Origin of the sequence: Sphingorhabdus sp., assembly GCF_044354325.1 — a bacterium.
Lineage (GTDB): Bacteria > Pseudomonadota > Alphaproteobacteria > Sphingomonadales > Sphingomonadaceae > Sphingorhabdus_B.
Genome location: NZ_JBILAF010000001.1, coordinates 21,393 through 38,544 on the forward strand (window position 1 = coordinate 21,393; position 17,152 = coordinate 38,544).

A 17,152-nucleotide genomic window follows, 5' to 3' on the forward strand; every position below is an offset into this window, starting at 1 on the left:
CTTATCGTCCAACCCGTTGCAGCCCCGTGCCGTGCATTTTTAGCCACTGGTCTGCAGCCTTGCGGTTCCCTTCAAAGAGGAAATCGAGCCAAGCGTAGAAGTCGGGGCTGTGGTTCATATGCCGCATATGCGCGACCTCATGGGCGATGACCGAACGGCGCACAGACGCAGGCGCCATGATTAGCCGCCAGCTGAGCGAAATGGTCCCCCGGCTGGAACAGCTACCCCAACGGCTGCGCGGATCGCCCAGCGACAAGCGCGGGACTGGCTCACCGGCTTTGTCGCAATAATGCGCGATTTCTTTGGTGAAAATCCGCCGTGCTTCGCCCTTGAGCCATCGCAAGATGCGGGCTTCGACCGACTCTCTTGGACCACCCAAGCGCAGCATGCCTTCGCCGCAGCGAATGCTGCGCGGCCATTCTTCGCGCCATTCAATCAGGTGGCTTTCACCTTCGACAGCGATTTCGCTGCCAGGGGCAATGGGGGCAATGTCAGGCGCGCTGTTTAACCGCGTGGCGATCCATTCGCGTTTCTTTTCAACAAAATCGAGCGCCACATTTGTCGGCGTATAATGCGGCATCGTTATGCGGATTTCGCGTTTCACGGCATCGGCGCGCATCGAAATGCGCTTGGCCCGCGGGTTGCGGCGAATGCGCACGGGTACGCTTTCCCCTTCTATGACCACTTCAGGATCAGAGAGGCTGTTCGACAATATGGTTTTCAAGCGGCCCAGCATGCAGTTCCGATATAGCCCGACCTTTGACCGACATGCCAGCGTCATGAATCGTCTGGCGGTTTCCGCTTACCAAATAATGCCATTCGGGAAGTGGTTTGCCCGCCGCGCGCAGGACATAGGCGCAGGTCGAAGGCAGCCAGACATAAGCATCAATCTTGTCCGCGGTCAGCCGAAGACATTCGGGCACAATCGCGCGGCGTCCGCGATAATCGGCACATTGGCATGTCTGTAGATCCAGCAATTTGCAGGCGACATTGGTGGGGTAGATGCGGCCGGTATCTTCATCTTCCACCTTGTTGAGACAGCATTTCCCGCAACCATCGCACAATGCCTCCCATTGTGCGCGGTCGAGGCTCTCTATCGGGGCTTCCCAAAAAGGCGCTTCGTTCAAATCAGCGCACCCATTTTGCCAATTCCGCCTCAACCAAATTCGGCGCGCCTTCATTGATGTCGGTATTGGGAACGTCAGCGGGCATAAGCGCCAAAGGCTTGCCATCGGGGCCCATCAAATAAGGTGTCTGGCTGTGGCTCATCAGATAGCTTTCCGGTGAGGACCCTTCGACACGGCTGGAGTAAATCGCAAATTTCTTTGCTGCGTCTGCGATTTCGGCCTCCGTTCCGGTGAGGCCAATCGCGCGCGGATGAAATGCGCTGACGAATTGCTTCAGCACGTCTGGCGTGTCGCGCAAGGGATCAACGGTGATGAAAATCGGCTGAATCTTTGCGCCAAGCTCGGGGTGGCTTTTCTCATAGGCCTTTAACCCTGCCATCAGATTCTGCATGTCCGGCGTGCAGATATCGGGGCAGTTGGTGTAGCCAAAATAGACGATACGATATGCGCCGTCGAATTCCTTGAAGGTCCGTTTTTTGCCATTTTGATCGGTCAGCGTAAAATCACCGCCAATGGTTGCACCGGCCAGAGGGGCTTCGCTCAATGGTGGCTGGGCAGGGGGTGAATCACATGCCGACAGCAAAAGCGCGGCGGAGAGCGTGAAAATCAGTTTTTTGTTCATAGCGGGGCCAGACATGGTCTGCTAAAGACCAGTTATCAAGTATGTTGGACATTTAAATGGGGCATCGTTTGTTGAAAAAGCCATTTTTTCTCGCCTTGGCCGCAGGGCTGATCTTGCCGATGGGCGCTGGCGTGGTTGCGCCTGCTGCACAAGCCCAGTTTTCAGACAGCTATAATTTCTTGAAAGCCGTGCGCGATCGCAAGGGCGAAGAAGCCGAAAAGTTTCTGGCACAGCCCGGCACGGTGATTATCAACACACGCGACAATTCAACCGGCGAAACCGCGCTGCATATCGTCATTCAACGCCGTGACGCGTCGTGGCTTGGGTATCTTTTACAAAAAGGTGCAAACCCCAATTTGGCAGATAAAAAGGGTACGACGCCTTTGATGCTCGCCACGCAATTGGGCTTCATCGATGGCATTGATTGGCTATCGCGTAAAAAGGCACAGATTGACCAAACAAATCGCGCTGGAGAAACCGCGCTGATTTTGGCGGTGCAACTGCGCAATGCAGAAGCGGTGCGCATGCTTTTGAAGGCCGGTGCAAATCCGGACAAGAAGGATAGCCGGGCGGGATATTCTGCACGCGATTATGCGCTTCAGGACGGACGCGCGACTGCGATTGTTGCGATCATCGAAAATAACGGCAAAACCGATGCGGCAAAGAAACCTGCCGAGCTCGATTTTTCGGGCATATCTGAACCGAAATAAGGTCCGTCGGCGTGCTATGCGCTGGACGGATTATCCGGGGATAAACTTCATCGCGACGCCGTTCATGCAATAGCGTTTGCCCGTTGGTTTTGGACCATCGTTAAAGACATGGCCAATATGCCCGCCGCAGCGCGCGCAATGCACTTCGGTGCGTGGCACGCCGATTTTATAGTCGGTTTTGGTGCCTATGCCGCCGGCCAGTGGCGCATAGAAACTTGGCCAGCCCGTTCCGCTTTCAAACTTGGTAACAGAGGCAAAAAGCCGCTGGTTACAGCCCGCGCAGACAAATGTGCCCTTGCGCTTTTCGCCGTTGAGCGGGCTTGTATAAGGCCGTTCGGTATCTTCGCGGCGCAACACGCGGTAGGCAGCAGGCGACAAGCGCTTTTTCCATTCGGCGTCGCTGTATGTCACCGCATAGCGCGTTTTGGCGGCCGCACTCTTGCCGCAGCCAAAGACCAGCACCGCGGCCCCTGCACTTGTGAGTGACAGAAATTTGCGTTTGCTCAGCTGCATGACATGTTCCTTTGGACGCTCCGGCTATGCATATACCGGAAACGTCCAAAAGCGTTCATATCAATAGCGCGACAGTTCCACATCCATCTTGCGATAGCCATGGACGAAGCAGCCCGCCACGCGGTCGGGTTCACCCACAACATTTGGTCGCAGGCGGCGCGCCGCCATTTCTTCAAGCAAAATGCGGATCTGCAATTCGGCCAATCGTGCGCCGACGCAGCGGTGGATGCCATATCCGAAGGCCAAATGGCGACGCGCGTTTTCGCGATCGACAATCAATTTATCGGGATTATCGAACACCGTCTCATCACGGTTGGCCGATAGGTACCACATGCCAATCTTGTCACCAGCCTTGATGGGCGCGCCGAACAGGTCATGATCCTGTGTGGCGGTGCGGCGCATATGCGCCAATGGCGTCTGCCAACGAATGATTTCGCTGACGGCGTTGGTGATGAACTGGGGATTTTTCTCCAGCTTTTCGCGCTCGTCAGGGAAGCTGTTCAGTCCATAAGCGTAACCCGACATCGAATTGCGGGTCGTGTCATTTCCGCCCACGATCAGCAGAATGAGGTTACCCATATATTCAAATTGACTCATGTCCTTCATCGGCGAATGGATCATGCGGCTGATCAGGTCGGGCGCTTCGCCGCGATTTTTGCGTTCTTCCCACAGATTCTGGAAATAGGCGCCCATTTCAAACATTTTGGCAAGTCGCGCCTGACGCGTCTCTTCGGAACGGAACAGCTCGACGTCGCCCGCCCAATCGGACCATTCGGTCAACTTGCGGCGGTCTTCCCACGGGAAATCGAAAAGCAACGCCAACATCTGTGTGGTCAGTTCGATGGATACCAAGTCGACCCAGTCAAAGGTTTTGCCAACCGGAAGCGAGTCTAAAAGCTCGCCCGTGCGGCGACGGATATCGCCCGACATGCGGTCCATTTCACCCGGTGTGAAGGCCGGTGCGATGACACGGCGTTCTTCGGTGTGCTTGGGCCGGTCCATCGCAATGAACATGGGCATGACGATTCTTTGGTCTTCGGGGATTGGCTCGGCGAGCGCATCGTCGTCGATTAAGGTTATGCCACCATGTTCGAATGACGATGAATAAATGTCGGGCAGCGCCTCGACATGTTGAATGGCTTTGAGCGTCGTGACATTCCAATAGCTGCCGAAATCGGAGCCCTCGATCTTGTTGATCGGCGCTTTTTCGCGCATCTCTTTAAAGATGGGGTGCCAGCGATCCTCGGTGTAAATATCGGGCTTTGTAACGTCCCAATGATGTGGTGCCTTGTTCATTTCCCAAGGCAGTGAATCGCTTTCGATTAGGGGGGCAGTTGCCATTGTTTTCGACTCCTCTCAGCACCGAAACTGCCACTACTGACAGAAATGTCAATCCAGTTTCGAACCGCAACCTATTAAAGGTGACGACGCATTCATCCCGGCATTTTGATGAAGCCGAACAACCGCCGCGCACCGTCATCCTTGGCGCGGCCAGCGCTTCCTGATTTCATGACGTTTTTCTTGAAAAGATATACGCCCAGTCGCAGCAACAATATCGCAAACAAGACCTGGCCGATAATTGCGACGGCATGATGCCACAAAGCTGGTTCAAGGGCAGCGCGCCCAATCATTGCAAAGGGCGAACTGAACGGGAAAATGGTAGCAAATTTCTCGATCGGTTCACCTGTTTTGGTCAGGGCATAAGATGCGAAGAAGAAATTGATCAACTGCGCCATGGTGACGGGCATGGAAATGGTCTGCACCTCACGCACCGTGGCCGCCATTGCGCCGATTCCAAGAAAAAGCGCGCCGAGCATCAAATAGGTCATGATGAAATAGGTGAAGCACAGGCCAATGAACATGGGCCAGCCAACCGCCGGCGTTGGGAAATTTGGCAAATCCGGTCCGATCGCGGCAAAACCAATCAGCCCAACGGTTGTCCAAACCAATATGCCCAGCAAGGCCATGCCGAGCATCGCGAATAGCTTGCCCAAGAACACCGATTCCATCGGAATGGAGGCAGCGAGAATTTCGATGATCTTGTTCGATTTCTCTTCCACCAGATTGGACAGCACCATGCCCGCCAGCAAAATTGTCAGGAAGAAAATGAAAAACTGCCCACCCTGCGCAGTCACGGTGCGCAGCTTCTTGTCGTTGTTAGCCGACTCGACAACAATATTGGGTGTCGAGCGCGGCAGCGTCATCGTACCGCCGCTTTGCGCATAGCCTGCCAACAGTTCAATGTCGGCACGTTCGCGTTTTATGGCGTTGGTTGTGCCTGTTATCACGGGTTCCGCCAGCGTGCCGGTGACGACAACGCTGAGATTGTCACTCTTTTTTGCAAGATAGCTTTGCGGCACTTTCTGATCCGCTGCAGGATCGCCCACGACGACCATGCGGGCGAAATAGCTGTCCCCCAATGTCTTCGAAAGCGACTCGCGGGCGGACAGGATTTTCCCCGCCTCCTCTTTGGCCAAGGCAATGCCAACAACGGGTTGCGACACGTCTTTGGCGATTTGCCCACCCAAATTGCCTGCCGCAAATCCGACAAGCACAGGGAAGAAAGGACCAAGCAAGAAGAAGATAAAGGCCTTGGAATAGATGATCGCCGTAAAATCCCGGCGGGCAATGACGAAGGCGGCGCGGATAATTTCCTTCATTTCGCTTCTCCCACATGCGCGTCATCCATTTCCGCGGCGACGGCCTCACCCGCGATGGCCACGAACGCATCGTGCAGCCCCGGCCGTTCAATCGACAGCGATTTGACGCCCGCCTTGCCCTCGACCAGCGCCGTCAGCAGCGGCTCCACCCCGGTTTCGGGCAAGGTGAAATGCCACCAATGCCCTTCTGCTTTGGTTTCAGCGGGCAACGCCGATCGCCATGGCCCGTCCAACGTTTCGGTTTCCAGATGCACCTGCGGCCGCAAGCGGTCACGCGCTTCGGATACCAACCCATCGAAACTGATTTTGCCCTTGGCGATAATGGCGATGCGTTCACACAACCGTTCGGCATGCGCGATGACATGGGTGGAGAAAATCACCGTCACACCCTTGGCGGCTTGGGCGTGGATCATCTTTTCAAGCTTGGCTTGATTGAGCGCATCCAGCCCCGAAAACGGTTCGTCGAGTACGATCAGCTTTGGGTCATGAACGATTGTCCCCATCAGTTGCACCGTCTGGGCCATCCCTTTGGAAAGCTGCCTAATCTGCCGGTCCGCGGCATATCCAAGGCCAGCCTCTTCGAGCAAGGCCCGCCCTTTTTTCGCACCCTCTTTCAACGATAGCCCGCGCAGCGCGCCCATGAATGCAATCGTATCGACCGCGCGCATCGATTGATACAGGCCGCGTTCCTCCGGCAAATATCCGACGTTGCGGGACTGGGTTATCGGGCGGTCCGAACCCAGCAGGCTGCGGGTTCCGGCATCCGGATCAATGATGCCAAGCAAAGTGCGCAACATGGTCGTCTTGCCAGCGCCATTCGGGCCCAAAATGCCAAAAATGCTGCCCTCCGGAATGTTCAGGTCGACCCCATCGACGGCACGAAAGCCATCGAATTGCTTTACGAGTCCCTTTGCCTCTATTGCGTACATACTGAATTGCCCCGGAGAGATGGTCGGTTCTGAATAAGGTTGGCGCGTGAAAAGAAACAACACAAATATAGTTAACGACTTGCGGGCCAAGGCGCAGAGTGAGGGTTTTGTCGCCTTTGGTATTGCGCCTGGTCACCTTGCGCCGCGCGCGGGGCTGCGACTGCGGCAGTGGATCGAGGAAGGCCGCCATGGCGACATGTTGTGGATGGAAAGCCGCGTCGATGAACGCGCCAATCCCGATATTTTATGGCCCGAAGTAAAGTCCGTGATCATGCTGGGGATGAGCTATGCGCCGCCACATGATCCAATGGCGCTTGCGGGCGATGACACAAAGGCGCGCATTTCCGTCTATGCGCAAGGGCGCGACTATCATGATGTCGTAAAAGGCGCGCTCAAGCGGCTCGCTAGCTGGCTGGCCCACTCCGCAGAGGTCGGGGTCAAAGTGTTCGTTGATACCGCGCCGGTTATGGAAAAGGCACTGGCCGAAGTGGCGGGACTTGGCTGGCAAGGCAAGCACAGCAACATCGTCAGCAAAGAACATGGCAGCTGGCTGTTCCTTGGGGCGATTTATACGACGGCAGAGCTAGCGCCATCGGTTCCCGCGACCGACACATGCGGCTCGTGCCGGGCGTGTCAGGACATCTGCCCCACCAATGCCTTCCCCGCGCCATACCAGCTCGATGCCCGCCGATGCATCTCCTATCTCACCATTGAGCATAAGGGCCCCATAGACCGCGAACTACGTCCATTGATGGGCAATCACATTTACGGCTGCGATGATTGTCTGGCCGTATGCCCGTGGAACAAATTTGCCGAGACGGCTGCAGCACATAAGGCATTTTTGCCCCGCGAAGGGCTGGTCGCGCCGCGCATTGCGGACCTTTTAGCTTTGGACGATACGCAGTTTCGTGCACTTTTTTCCGGCTCGCCCGTCAAGCGTATTGGCCGCGACCGCTTTGTGCGCAATGTGCTGACTGCGGCTGGCAATGGCCGTGACCTCGGCGTGCTGCCGTTGGTCGAGATGCTCATGGATGACACCTCACCCGTCGTCCGTGGTGCCGCAATCTGGGCGATGTCGCGGCTGTCGCCCGAGATTTTTGCGCGTGAAAAGCAGCTGCGCTTTGCCGACGAACTGGACCCGTCGGTTCGTGCCGAATGGATGCTGAGTTAGGGTCAGGACCTAGTCAGCGACGTTGCAAGGCATCAATGCAGGATGCCCGGTCCACCGCAGCGCCATCACTGCGTCGCGCATCCACATAAGTAACGATTTCGGTCCGGCCCTTGCCGTCGGGATAGAGAAACATATCAAGGACGCAGGCTTTGCCAACAAATTGTAACTTGCGGCCATGAACCTCAACCACATCAAGCCGTGGTTCGCCAAAAAGGCGTTTCAACGTGGCGACATCCTTGCCCATGACTGCGTCTAGGCCCCTTGGTCCCATGGCAGGGCGAACGGGAATGGGCGGCGCAGTGCGTTGCACGGGTGCTGTCTGGCGGGTTTGCGCGTGTGCAAGAGGCGCAGATACAAAGCCTGCCAAAATCAACGCGATCGCGCTTGCGTTTATGGCGTGTTTCATATCGCTCTGCTTCCCGAATGGACCAGGTGCACGGCCATTGCCGTAGCAAGCACGGGCACCAGCAAGTTGAAAAACGGGATCAGCATGCCAACGGTGCCAATGAAGCCAAGCAAGAGGCGCGGCAGTTTCTGGATGCTGCCTTGCGATGCGCCATGGCGGGCAATCAGCATATCTTCCAAATCCTTGCCCAAAAGGAGCGCGTTGAGGAGCATGAAGGCGATCGCCGTGCCGATGCCCGTGACCAGCAAGACGATATACAGCGGCAAGGCGAGGAGATTGTAACCCACCACCCGCGCGATTGATCGCACCGCCATATGCACGCCAGCGCCGAAGCCCGGACGCTTTCCAAACGCAGCTTTCTGGGGATAGTAACGGTCTTCAACCGCATCGATAATATCGTCGGCAAAGATCCATGTGATTGCGACGGCAACCACCCGGAAAAGCAGAAAAGCCGAAATCGGGATGAGGGCCAGCGACAAGAAGGTCGACAGATATTCGCCATTTTGAATGTTGAGCCATTCAAAAAGCCGATCGAGCGCAAACCACATGCCGACGCCCAATAAAAGGAAGCTGGCAAAGCTACACAACACCACTTTGATGAGCAGCATTGCTACGCGCCTGTCCGAAAGGCTTTGGAACGAAAGCTGGAGCGCTTGTATCATGTCGCGCTTCTAAAGCGCTTGCCCGAAATGTCCAACCCCAGTAGGGCGCGGCGAGCTTACATATAGGAAAATTCATGACTGAAAGCCGCTTCGACGTCCTCGCCATTGGCAACGCAATTGTTGATATCATTGCCAACACCGACGATGCTTTTATCGACAGCGAAGGCCTGACCAAAGGCAGCATGCAGCTGATTGATGAGGAACGTGCACAGGCATTATATGCGCACATGGGTCCTGCCCGTGAAATCAGCGGTGGCTCTGCCGCAAATACCTTGGCCGGGCTTGCGCGGCTTGGACATAAAACAGCATTTATCGGGCAGGTCGCAAATGATCAGCTTGGCCAAGTGTTCGCACATGACATTCGTGCGGGCGGTATCCATTTCGATATTCCTGCACGTGATGGCGCGCCTTCGACCGCACGTTGCTACATTCTCGTCACGCCAGATGCGCAGCGGACGATGAATACCTTTTTGGGCGCGTCGCAATATCTGCCTGCCACACTGGTCGACAAGTCGCTGATCGAAAGCGCGGCTATATTATATCTGGAAGGCTATTTGTGGGATCCTGAGGAGCCACGTGCAGCGATGCGCACCGCCATCGATGTCGCGCGTGCCGCGGGTCGCAAGGTTGCGCTGACATTGTCCGACGCATTTGTCATTTCGCGCCATGGACCAGACTTTTTGGCCGAAATGGAAGCGGGCCGCATCGACATATTGTTTTCGAATGAAGTCGAAATTTGTGCGCTCAACAACAGCGATGATTTCGAAGCATCGGTCGCGGCCATCGCGGCGAAGGTTCCGTTATTGGTCTGCACGCGCGGCGAACATGGCGCCATCGCCATCGAAAATGGCGTGCGTACCGAAGTTGGCGCAGAACCTGTCGACCAATTGGTCGACACAACAGGTGCGGGTGACTTGTTCGCATCAGGTGTGTTTGCCGGGATAGCGCAGGGCCGCCCGATGGCCGAATGCCTTGTCATGGGTGCAGTTTGCGCTGCCGAGATTATTTCGCATTATGGCGCGCGGCCAGAAGCGGATATCGCAGCGCTTGTTGCCAAGCGTCTGGCTTAATCCTTTTTCTTGCGGAACAGTACCCGGTCTTCCGGGCCAAAGCCCCAGCGCCAGATAATCCAGCCATAAAGGCCAAGGACTGCAGGCACGCCGATTGCCAGCTCCACCCATTCCAGACGGGCAGGGACGCTGACGATAGCCATGCCCAGCAATGCTGCCGCGGCGACCGCAACCAGCAAGGCCCAACGCCACACGCGGATGCGCTGTCCCAATAACCGTGACAGCAATCGCGATTTGATGAGCGAGCCAAGACCAAGCGATATCATCAGCCCGCAGGCAACGGCCGCCGCCTGATATAGGCCAACATATTCGGGCTTAACGGGGATATCATCGACCAGCATGATAAGGCCGACGCTCACCAAAGTTTGCACGGCCAACATCCCGATTGAAATCAGCAGGTTCCGGTGACGGGCCATATATACCAACGCGGATTCACTGACGACCGCCGTGGCCGCCGCAACTTCCGCCGCCAGCAAAAAGGCAAGCGCCGCTGCTCCGCCGACAAATTCGGGACCCATCAATCCCATGACCGCTTCGCCGGGGATACCAAGCGCCAGTGCAATTCCGGCCTGTGCCGCGATAATCCAGAAACCGACCTGGCCAACATGTTTGGCGATTTCGGCATAATTGCGGGTCTGTAAATTGCGCGTGATGACGGGCCCCAATATCGGGTCAAAGCTGGTTTTAAGCTTCTGCGGCAGGCTCGCCACCTGTTGGGCGACATAATAGATACCCACCACTGCGGGCGATGCAAATAGGCCCAATATGGCAAGGTCCAGCCGCCTGCTGCCCCATTCTGCGGCGTCCGCTGCGGCCAATGGCAGGTTGCGTTGGGCAATCACCAAAGAACGCTTCACACTTGGCCGCCATCCGCGCGCAAAGCCATAGCTGCGCCACAAGGGCCACAGGGCAAACAACAATGCAGCAGCCAGCGAAGCGACATAGGACAGGATCAAACCATCACGCGCGGAATAGAAATAGAGCGCGCCCGCCGCGATGCTGATTGTCCACGGTTCAACGATGGCGCGTGCCCGCACGGTCGATGCGATATCGAATTTATAGGCCAAAGCCGACAAGGCAATGTCCGTTGCGACGATGGCAAAAATGGCGAGCGGCAGAAACCGGTCGAGCCCGTTAATGCCGCTGTTGGGAAACATCAGCTCGGGCAGCATGATCAAAAATGCAGCGCCGACCGCTGATGCTGCCATCGCCGCGAAAAGCGCATCCGCAATCATGTGGGCATGCGGGCGGTCATCCTTCGCAAGCAATTCGGCCAGCCCGCGGCGCAGGCCAAGCGAAGCAAGCTGCGCGGCAAATTCGATAATCAGGATGGCATAGGCAAAGCGGCCAAGTGCTTCGGGACCATAAAGTCTGCCCGCGATAAACAAGAATGGGATACGGGCGGCCAACCGCAAAAGAAAACCAAATACATTCGTCCGCCCACCCTTTGCGAGTGCCTGAATATCTTCTTCGTCGGTTCTGGCTGCAGTCAATGGATCGCCTCTTTTGGTACGCTAGCGGATTAGGTCCGCCGTTACCAGCTTTCGGACTTGAGCGGGCGTGCCAGCAATTCGGCCACGACGGCATCGACGGTCGCTGATCCCAAAAGCAGTGCGCATACGGCGCTTACGATGGGCATTTCGACATCAAGCGTGGTTGCCGACTGTAACAGGACCGGCGCGGTATATGCGCCTTCGGCAACCGTCTTGCGGTCTGCGAGTAGGCTTTCAGCTGATTGGCCTTGTCCAAGGCCACGGCCCAACGAAAAGTTACGCGAATTTTCAGAGCTGCACGTCAGGACCAGATCGCCCAATCCGGACAAGCCCGCGAGCGTCTCAGCCTTTGCACCGCGCGCAAGGCCATATCGCTGCATCTCGGCAAAGCCGCGCGCAATCAATGCCGCACGCGCGTTGAGGCCAAGACCTGCGCCATCGACGACACCGCATGCAATTGCGAGCACGTTTTTAACAGCGCCGCCAATTTCCGCGCCGACAACATCATCAGACCAATAGGGACGGAAAGACGGTGTGGCGATCCGGCGCATCAATGCCGAACCCAGCGTCTGATCGGCCGTCGCGAGCGTGACCGCTGTGGGCTTTCCAGCAGCCACCTCATGCGCAAATGTGGGGCCTGATAGCACGGCTATCGGATTGCCCGGGCGCGTTGTCGCCGCGACATCGGACACCAGCATTTGAGTATCGGCCTCAATGCCTTTGGCGCACAGGATCAGCGGCGCCTGCGTATCCGGCAGCGCCGACAGCGTGGCACGCACATGCTGGGCCGGGGTCACGATGAGCAAATTTTCACATGCGATCATGCGGGCGAGGTCGGCTGTCGCCTCAATTTTTGGTGACAATGATGTGCCCGGCAAAAACAGGCTGTTTTCGTGTAGGTTGTTTATGCTTTGCACGGCCTCTTCTTCGCGGGCCCAGATGAGGACGTCATCATGGATTTGCGCCATGACGGCGGCCAGCGCGGTGCCCCATGCGCCGCCACCAATGATACCAACCGGATAGGGCATCTGGCTCATGCCTTCACGCCCGCACCGCGTGCGGGTGCCGCGTTGGGATCCAGCGGCCAGCGCGGCCGTGCCACAAAATCAAGGCCATCGGTCAGACCCATCGCAAATCTCTCCGCGCCAGCCCATGCGATCATCACGCCATTGTCGGTGCACAGCCACAATGGCGGCGCGACAAAACGCATGCCGCGGCTTGCGGCGAGCTGCTGGAGCATATTGCGGATGGGTACATTTGCCGCGACGCCGCCTGCGACAACCAGTGCCGCAGGCGCATCAATACGATCCAGCGTATAGCGTATCCGGTCGTAGAGGCAGTCGATAACGGCTTGCTGAAAGGATGCGGCAATATCTTCGACTTTATACTGTCCAGTCTCATGCGCGCGCAGCACGGCGCTTTTCAGGCCAGCAAAGGAAAAATGCGGTTCATCAGCGCCTTTTAACGGGCGGGGTAGCGGCACATTTTTCGCGTTGCCTAACGCGGCTGCGCGTTCGACGGCTGGTCCCCCGGGAAAGCCCAGGCCCAAAATCTTCGCCGTTTTGTCGAAAGCTTCGCCCACCGCATCGTCGATGGTGGTGGCCAACCGGTTATAGTCGCCGACGTTATTGACCCGCAGCAACTGACAATGGCCGCCAGACACCAGCAGAAGCAGATAAGGAAATGAAAGATCTGCATCAATCAACCGCGGCGAAAGCGCGTGGCCTTCAAGATGGTTGACGGCGATCAGCGGCTTTCCCGACGCCATGGCAAGCGCCTTTGCCGTCACAAGCCCAACCATGACACCGCCAATAAGGCCGGGGCCAGCCGTTGCGGCAATGGCATCGACATCATCTAACGTCATGCCTGCATCCGCGAGCGCGGTTTCCACCAAGGGGGTCATCAGCTCGGCATGCGCGCGCGCGGCGATTTCGGGAACGACGCCACCGAATGCGCGGTGATGATCTTCCTGGCCAGCCAAGGCATGGCTCAAAATCGTCCGGTCGGAACGCACAATTGCCGCTGCGGTTTCGTCGCAGCTGGATTCAAGACCAAGGATGATTGCCATTGCGCTTTCCCATAGGTGGACGTGGCGCTATGAACAAGTCGCATGACAATGATATCGTTTTCCTCCGACCGTCCGTTACGCATCGGAACACGCCGGTCTCCGCTCGCTTTGGCGCAGGCGGAGATGACGATGGCTGCCATCAAAGCGGCGCATAATCTGCCCGATGATGCCGTGGTCTTGGTCCCGATGCTCGCCACAGGTGACAAGATTCAGGACCGGCCGCTTGCCGAAATCGGTGGCAAGGCGCTGTGGACCAAAGAGCTGGAACGTGCGCTGATCGATGACCAGATCGATATCGCGGTGCATTCGATGAAAGATGTTGAGACCGTGCGTGCAGACATTTTTGACATCGCCGCCATGCTGCCGCGCGCGGATGTGCGCGACCGATTGATTGGTGCCGCGTCGTTGGACGAACTGAAGCATGGTGCGCGGGTCGGGACATCCAGCCCACGCCGCGCGGCGCAACTGCAACGTGCCCGTCCTGATGTGCGGATCGTCCCCTTGCGCGGCAATGTCGCAACCCGTCTGGCGCATATTGAAAATGGTGACGCGGACGCGACACTTTTGGCGGCGGCCGGGTTGGACCGGTTGGGCATGGCTAATGTCGGCGCGCCATTACCGCTGAGCCAGTTTTTGCCGGCGGCATCGCAGGGTGCTGTGGGCATTGACCGGTTGACCAGCCGCAATGAGCTCGTCCCGTTTTTGGCGGCAATCAACGATGTGGAAACCTTTGTCGCCGTCCATGCCGAGCGCGCCTTGCTTGAGGCATTGGGCGGCAATTGCCATTCACCCATCGCCGCATTGGCGCAGGTCGAAGGTGCCCAAATTCGCTTGAAAGGTGAAGTTTTCACCGCGGATGGCCGGGAAATGCACGCGGGCGAAATCGTCTATGATGCGTCCAGCGATGGTCCGGCACAATTGGCAGATCAATTGCTGGCAAACGCCAGCGATGCACTGCGGAGCATGTTCGCTTCGTGAAGGTGCTGATTATCCGGCCGCAACCAGGGGCAGATGCCACCGCCCGCCGCTTTACGGCCGCAGGATATACGCCAGTGCTTATGCCACTGTTCGCCATTGAACATCTGCCGCCGCCATCGGTATCGGTTGACCGATATGATGCGATTATGTTGACCAGCGGCAATGCCGCGCGCGCCGCATGCGGATTTTTGGAAAACGCGCGCGACACTCCGATCTATGCGGTCGGTAGCGCGACCGCCAGCGCGTTGGCCAATTTGGCTTTACCTGTTGCTGCGACCGGATCCAATGGCGTGGAGGCACTTGTTGGCGTTGCTGCTGCAGACGGCCACAAAAAGCTCTTATGGCTTGCAGGCGAAGACCACAGCGCTGTTCCGCAGATTGCTGGCGTCCATATCGATATAGCTATCGTGTACCGAAGCGCGGTACTGGAAACGCCAGCGGACTTCGCCGCGCAGGTTGCGCAATGCGATGCAGTCATCCTGCATTCGTCACGCGCGGCGGCGCACTTTGCTGGTCTGTGCGATGCGGGCGGCCTATCGCGGAGCAAAATCACGCTCGCGACGTTTTCGAACGCTATCGCCGCAAGCGCGGGCGACGGCTGGGCACAGATAATTGTCGCCGCCTCACCAAATGACGCTGCGTTAATGGATGCAATAGGGCAGCATTTTACAAGGATGGATTGCGCCCCGCCGCCGAATGCCGCTATTGAAGGAGCATCATGACCGATTTTCAAACAGCGACCGCGACATCACGCCGTGGATTCACATTCAAGCACATCATGCTGCTTATTTTATGTGCCTTCGTCGGCGGCGCTATTGTCGCTTATGTGATCGCCGACAAATATGGTTTTCTGACACCATCTGATGCCCCCGTGGCGGCCGAGTCATCCACTGGGGCAGCGGGCAATGTGGCCACCACAGATGCTAGCGTTATAGCACAGCCGGTTACGGACCAAATGGTTCCAACTTTCCCATCACCCAATATGCTCTCGCCCGAAGCCGCGCGCGCGGATGGGCTGCTGCTCATTTATGCGGTGCGCCGCACGATTGATAAGGGTGCGCCGCTGGGCGCTCTTGCCGAACAGTTGCGCCTGCGTTTTGGCGCGACCCAGCCGCAATCCGTTGCCGCGGTGCTATCGGCTGGGCAAGCGCCCGTCACGATTGATGCCCTGAAAACCGAATTGCGCGGACTTGTGCCGGTGCTTTTGACGGGCAATCGAGACGACAGCACATGGGCGACGGTGAAGCGGGAATTGTCGGAACTGTTCGTGCTGCGCAAAGAAAACGGACCGTCACTCGCGCCAAACGAACGGCTGATCCGCGCCGAAGCGCTGGTCGATGCAGGGAAGCTTGACCTCGCGGTGGAGGAAGTTGCGGCTTTGCCCGGCGCGTCCATCGCACAATCATGGATAGCGCGGGCCAAACGGTTCAGCGATGCGCGTAAAGCGCTCGACCGGCTGGAACAGGTCGCCATCCTTCAACCCGTCGCGGTTCCCGTCATCGTCGCGCCCTCGGTTGAGACCGCACCGTCGAACGTTCCCGTTCCAACCCCCTGAGTTACCCGCTTGAACCCAATGGCGGGTGAAGCGGCTTAATTGCCTTTCCGGCGTATCGGGACCGGAATGTTGCAAATGTCTGCGCCGCCAGCGGGGATGTTGAAAAAGGCATCCCGCCGATTGGCGCGCGCGTCGGCATAGGCCGCAAAACTTTTGCTGTCTGTCGACAGATATTCGAACGCTGGCACGTCCTTCGCTGCGTTCCCAAGCCGCACCGACAGGATCGGCACGCGATCTTCTTCCTTCTCATAGAAACCAAGAGCGCCTGTGCCGCGTGGCAGGCTCGACATATGCTCGATGCCCTCAATCACGCGGCCCACAAGCGCAATGTTGCGATCCAAGTGCCGCGGCGCGTGACCAATGACAGTGTAAAGTTCCGCTCCGCTTCCAGTGTCGGGTGAGAGGTTCCGGCCAACACCGACCATGCCGTAGCAGTGCACGGGCCAAAGCCCCTCACGGCCTTGTGCCAGCGGCCAGCCAAGATAGAAGCCATGGGCACCCGCGTAGGCGTCTGGCCTTCCGTCTGCCCGGGCCAAAATCCAATCCTTGGTCGGCCAGTCAGGGGTGACATAATCCTTCGCGTCCACGACCGACAACCCTTGCGGCAACGCCTTCTTCTCGGTCGCATCGCCCCATTGCACGACATAATTGTCCTGCACGCGGTTGATGCTGGTGCCGTCCCACCAATGCGCCGCGGCGAGTTTGCGGATATTGCTGACCCAACCCTGGCTGAACGGTGCAGGGATCAATTGAATGACCACGCGGCGTTGCTTGCCTTTCGAATCGGGGGCGAGGTCCATCACCAATATATCCGACGGCGCGATGGCGGCCCAGTTGTCCGCTTTGGCTGCCGCCACAATCTCCGACGGCGCAAGGTAGGTTTTGGCGTCCTGTGCAGAGACGGGAAGAGCAGCGCAGATCGCGGCGCTGGCGAACAGGGGCAGATATCTTTTCATCAATACGATTATGGCAAATCACTGTGCCTTGCGAAAGCGGAAAGGAGCGGCTAGGGGCGTGCATCCCTTAGGGGAATGCGGAGACGTGGCCGAGTGGTCGAAGGCGCACGCCTGGAAAGTGTGTATAGGGGTGACTCTATCGTGGGTTCGAATCCCACCGTCTCCGCCAGTTTTTGATGGCTCCAACATCACCCCCGTTAAATGATGCGGGCGAATCCTGCCGCGCCACGTG

19 protein-coding genes and 1 tRNA gene are annotated in these 17,152 nt (G+C 57.6%); 7 read left to right on the forward strand and 13 right to left on the reverse strand.

All coding sequences use genetic code 11. The features are described from left to right. Window position 1 precedes the first annotated feature (1 nt). Genes ACIQ0G_RS00145 through ACIQ0G_RS00155 form a run of 3 tightly spaced genes read right to left on the reverse strand, consistent with a single transcriptional unit; the run spans window position 2 to window position 1,749 of the window. Window positions 2-724, reverse strand: a complete 723-nt coding sequence (locus ACIQ0G_RS00145) for a M48 family metallopeptidase (RefSeq protein ID WP_397576138.1) — start codon at window positions 722-724, stop codon at window positions 2-4. After that, window positions 693-1,127 (reverse strand): YcgN family cysteine cluster protein, encoded by a 435-nt coding sequence (locus ACIQ0G_RS00150; RefSeq protein ID WP_397576139.1) that lies wholly within the window; start codon window positions 1,125-1,127, stop codon window positions 693-695. Before ACIQ0G_RS00150 ends, ACIQ0G_RS00145 begins: the two co-directional genes overlap by 32 nt. 1 nt (window position 1,128) lies before the next feature. Continuing rightward, entirely contained in the window at window positions 1,129-1,749 is a 621-nt protein-coding gene (locus ACIQ0G_RS00155) for an SCO family protein (protein ID WP_397576140.1), read from the reverse strand. Between the two features lie 56 nt (window positions 1,750-1,805). Here ACIQ0G_RS00155 and ACIQ0G_RS00160 point away from each other — a divergent pair, with 56 nt between their 5' ends. Further along, window positions 1,806-2,459 carry an ankyrin repeat domain-containing protein gene (locus ACIQ0G_RS00160; protein WP_397576141.1) on the forward strand — a complete coding sequence of 218 codons (654 nt, stop codon included), beginning with the start codon at window positions 1,806-1,808 and terminating at the stop codon, window positions 2,457-2,459. A gap of 30 nt (window positions 2,460-2,489) precedes the next feature. Here ACIQ0G_RS00160 and msrB read toward each other — a convergent pair whose 3' ends face one another. From msrB to ACIQ0G_RS00180, 4 genes are all read right to left on the reverse strand, one after another. Beyond that, the gene (gene msrB, locus ACIQ0G_RS00165; RefSeq protein ID WP_397576142.1) at window positions 2,490-2,972 is read right to left on the reverse strand and encodes a peptide-methionine (R)-S-oxide reductase MsrB; all 483 of its coding nucleotides are present in this window, start codon (window positions 2,970-2,972) and stop codon (window positions 2,490-2,492) included. 60 nt (window positions 2,973-3,032) lie between these two features. Further along, entirely contained in the window at window positions 3,033-4,313 is a 1,281-nt protein-coding gene (locus tag ACIQ0G_RS00170) for a cytochrome P450 (RefSeq protein ID WP_397576143.1), read from the reverse strand. Between the two features lie 92 nt (window positions 4,314-4,405). Next, window positions 4,406-5,632, reverse strand: coding sequence for an ABC transporter permease (locus ACIQ0G_RS00175; RefSeq protein WP_397576144.1), 1,227 nt, complete (start codon window positions 5,630-5,632; stop codon window positions 4,406-4,408). Further along, window positions 5,629-6,561: an ABC transporter ATP-binding protein gene (locus ACIQ0G_RS00180; protein WP_397576145.1), complete on the reverse strand. Its 933-nt coding sequence runs from the start codon at window positions 6,559-6,561 to the stop codon at window positions 5,629-5,631. The genes ACIQ0G_RS00175 and ACIQ0G_RS00180 overlap by 4 nt, the downstream gene beginning before the upstream one ends. A 46-nt stretch (window positions 6,562-6,607) precedes the next feature. Here ACIQ0G_RS00180 and queG point away from each other — a divergent pair, with 46 nt between their 5' ends. Further along, window positions 6,608-7,732, forward strand: coding sequence for a tRNA epoxyqueuosine(34) reductase QueG (gene queG / locus ACIQ0G_RS00185; protein WP_397576146.1), 1,125 nt, complete (start codon window positions 6,608-6,610; stop codon window positions 7,730-7,732). Between the two features lie 13 nt (window positions 7,733-7,745). Here queG and ACIQ0G_RS00190 read toward each other — a convergent pair whose 3' ends face one another. Both ACIQ0G_RS00190 and ACIQ0G_RS00195 read right to left on the reverse strand, forming a co-directional pair. Continuing rightward, the gene (locus ACIQ0G_RS00190) at window positions 7,746-8,138 is read right to left on the reverse strand and encodes a hypothetical protein (RefSeq protein ID WP_397576147.1); all 393 of its coding nucleotides are present in this window, start codon (window positions 8,136-8,138) and stop codon (window positions 7,746-7,748) included. Beyond that, on the reverse strand, window positions 8,135-8,800 hold the full coding sequence (locus ACIQ0G_RS00195) for an EI24 domain-containing protein (RefSeq protein ID WP_397576148.1): 666 nt from the start codon (window positions 8,798-8,800) through the stop codon (window positions 8,135-8,137). Before ACIQ0G_RS00195 ends, ACIQ0G_RS00190 begins: the two co-directional genes overlap by 4 nt. Before the next feature lie 74 nt (window positions 8,801-8,874). On the opposite strand from ACIQ0G_RS00195, the gene ACIQ0G_RS00200 reads away from it, so the two are divergent. Further along, window positions 8,875-9,870, forward strand: coding sequence for an adenosine kinase (locus ACIQ0G_RS00200; protein ID WP_397576149.1), 996 nt, complete (start codon window positions 8,875-8,877; stop codon window positions 9,868-9,870). Here ACIQ0G_RS00200 and ACIQ0G_RS00205 read toward each other — a convergent pair. The 3 genes from ACIQ0G_RS00205 to tsaD are packed head-to-tail and all read right to left on the reverse strand — an operon-like array spanning window position 9,867 to window position 13,431. Then, window positions 9,867-11,363 (reverse strand): lipopolysaccharide biosynthesis protein, encoded by a 1,497-nt coding sequence (locus ACIQ0G_RS00205; protein ID WP_397576150.1) that lies wholly within the window; start codon window positions 11,361-11,363, stop codon window positions 9,867-9,869. The two genes, ACIQ0G_RS00200 and ACIQ0G_RS00205, sit on opposite strands and share 4 nt — an antisense overlap. Before the next feature lie 41 nt (window positions 11,364-11,404). Continuing rightward, window positions 11,405-12,400 carry an NAD(P)H-dependent glycerol-3-phosphate dehydrogenase gene (locus ACIQ0G_RS00210; protein WP_397576151.1) on the reverse strand — a complete coding sequence of 332 codons (996 nt, stop codon included), beginning with the start codon at window positions 12,398-12,400 and terminating at the stop codon, window positions 11,405-11,407. Continuing rightward, window positions 12,397-13,431 (reverse strand): tRNA (adenosine(37)-N6)-threonylcarbamoyltransferase complex transferase subunit TsaD, encoded by a 1,035-nt coding sequence (tsaD, locus tag ACIQ0G_RS00215; RefSeq protein WP_397576152.1) that lies wholly within the window; start codon window positions 13,429-13,431, stop codon window positions 12,397-12,399. The genes ACIQ0G_RS00210 and tsaD overlap by 4 nt, the downstream gene beginning before the upstream one ends. Before the next feature lie 42 nt (window positions 13,432-13,473). Between tsaD and hemC the strand changes: the two genes are divergently transcribed. From hemC to ACIQ0G_RS00230, 3 genes are read left to right on the forward strand one after another with little or no spacing between them, the layout of a single operon-like run. After that, on the forward strand, window positions 13,474-14,409 hold the full coding sequence (gene hemC, locus ACIQ0G_RS00220; RefSeq protein ID WP_397576153.1) for a hydroxymethylbilane synthase: 936 nt from the start codon (window positions 13,474-13,476) through the stop codon (window positions 14,407-14,409). Then, window positions 14,406-15,131, forward strand: coding sequence for a uroporphyrinogen-III synthase (locus tag ACIQ0G_RS00225; RefSeq protein WP_397576154.1), 726 nt, complete (start codon window positions 14,406-14,408; stop codon window positions 15,129-15,131). The genes hemC and ACIQ0G_RS00225 overlap by 4 nt, the downstream gene beginning before the upstream one ends. Further along, window positions 15,128-15,964, forward strand: a complete 837-nt coding sequence (locus tag ACIQ0G_RS00230; protein ID WP_397576155.1) for a hypothetical protein — start codon at window positions 15,128-15,130, stop codon at window positions 15,962-15,964. Before ACIQ0G_RS00225 ends, ACIQ0G_RS00230 begins: the two co-directional genes overlap by 4 nt. Before the next feature lie 35 nt (window positions 15,965-15,999). On the opposite strand, the gene ACIQ0G_RS00235 is transcribed toward ACIQ0G_RS00230, so the two are convergent. Beyond that, on the reverse strand, window positions 16,000-16,920 hold the full coding sequence (locus ACIQ0G_RS00235) for a peptidylprolyl isomerase (protein ID WP_397576156.1): 921 nt from the start codon (window positions 16,918-16,920) through the stop codon (window positions 16,000-16,002). A gap of 79 nt (window positions 16,921-16,999) precedes the next feature. On the opposite strand from ACIQ0G_RS00235, the gene ACIQ0G_RS00240 reads away from it, so the two are divergent. After that, window positions 17,000-17,089: transfer RNA gene (locus ACIQ0G_RS00240), tRNA-Ser, on the forward strand. Window positions 17,090-17,152: the final 63 nt, after the last annotated feature.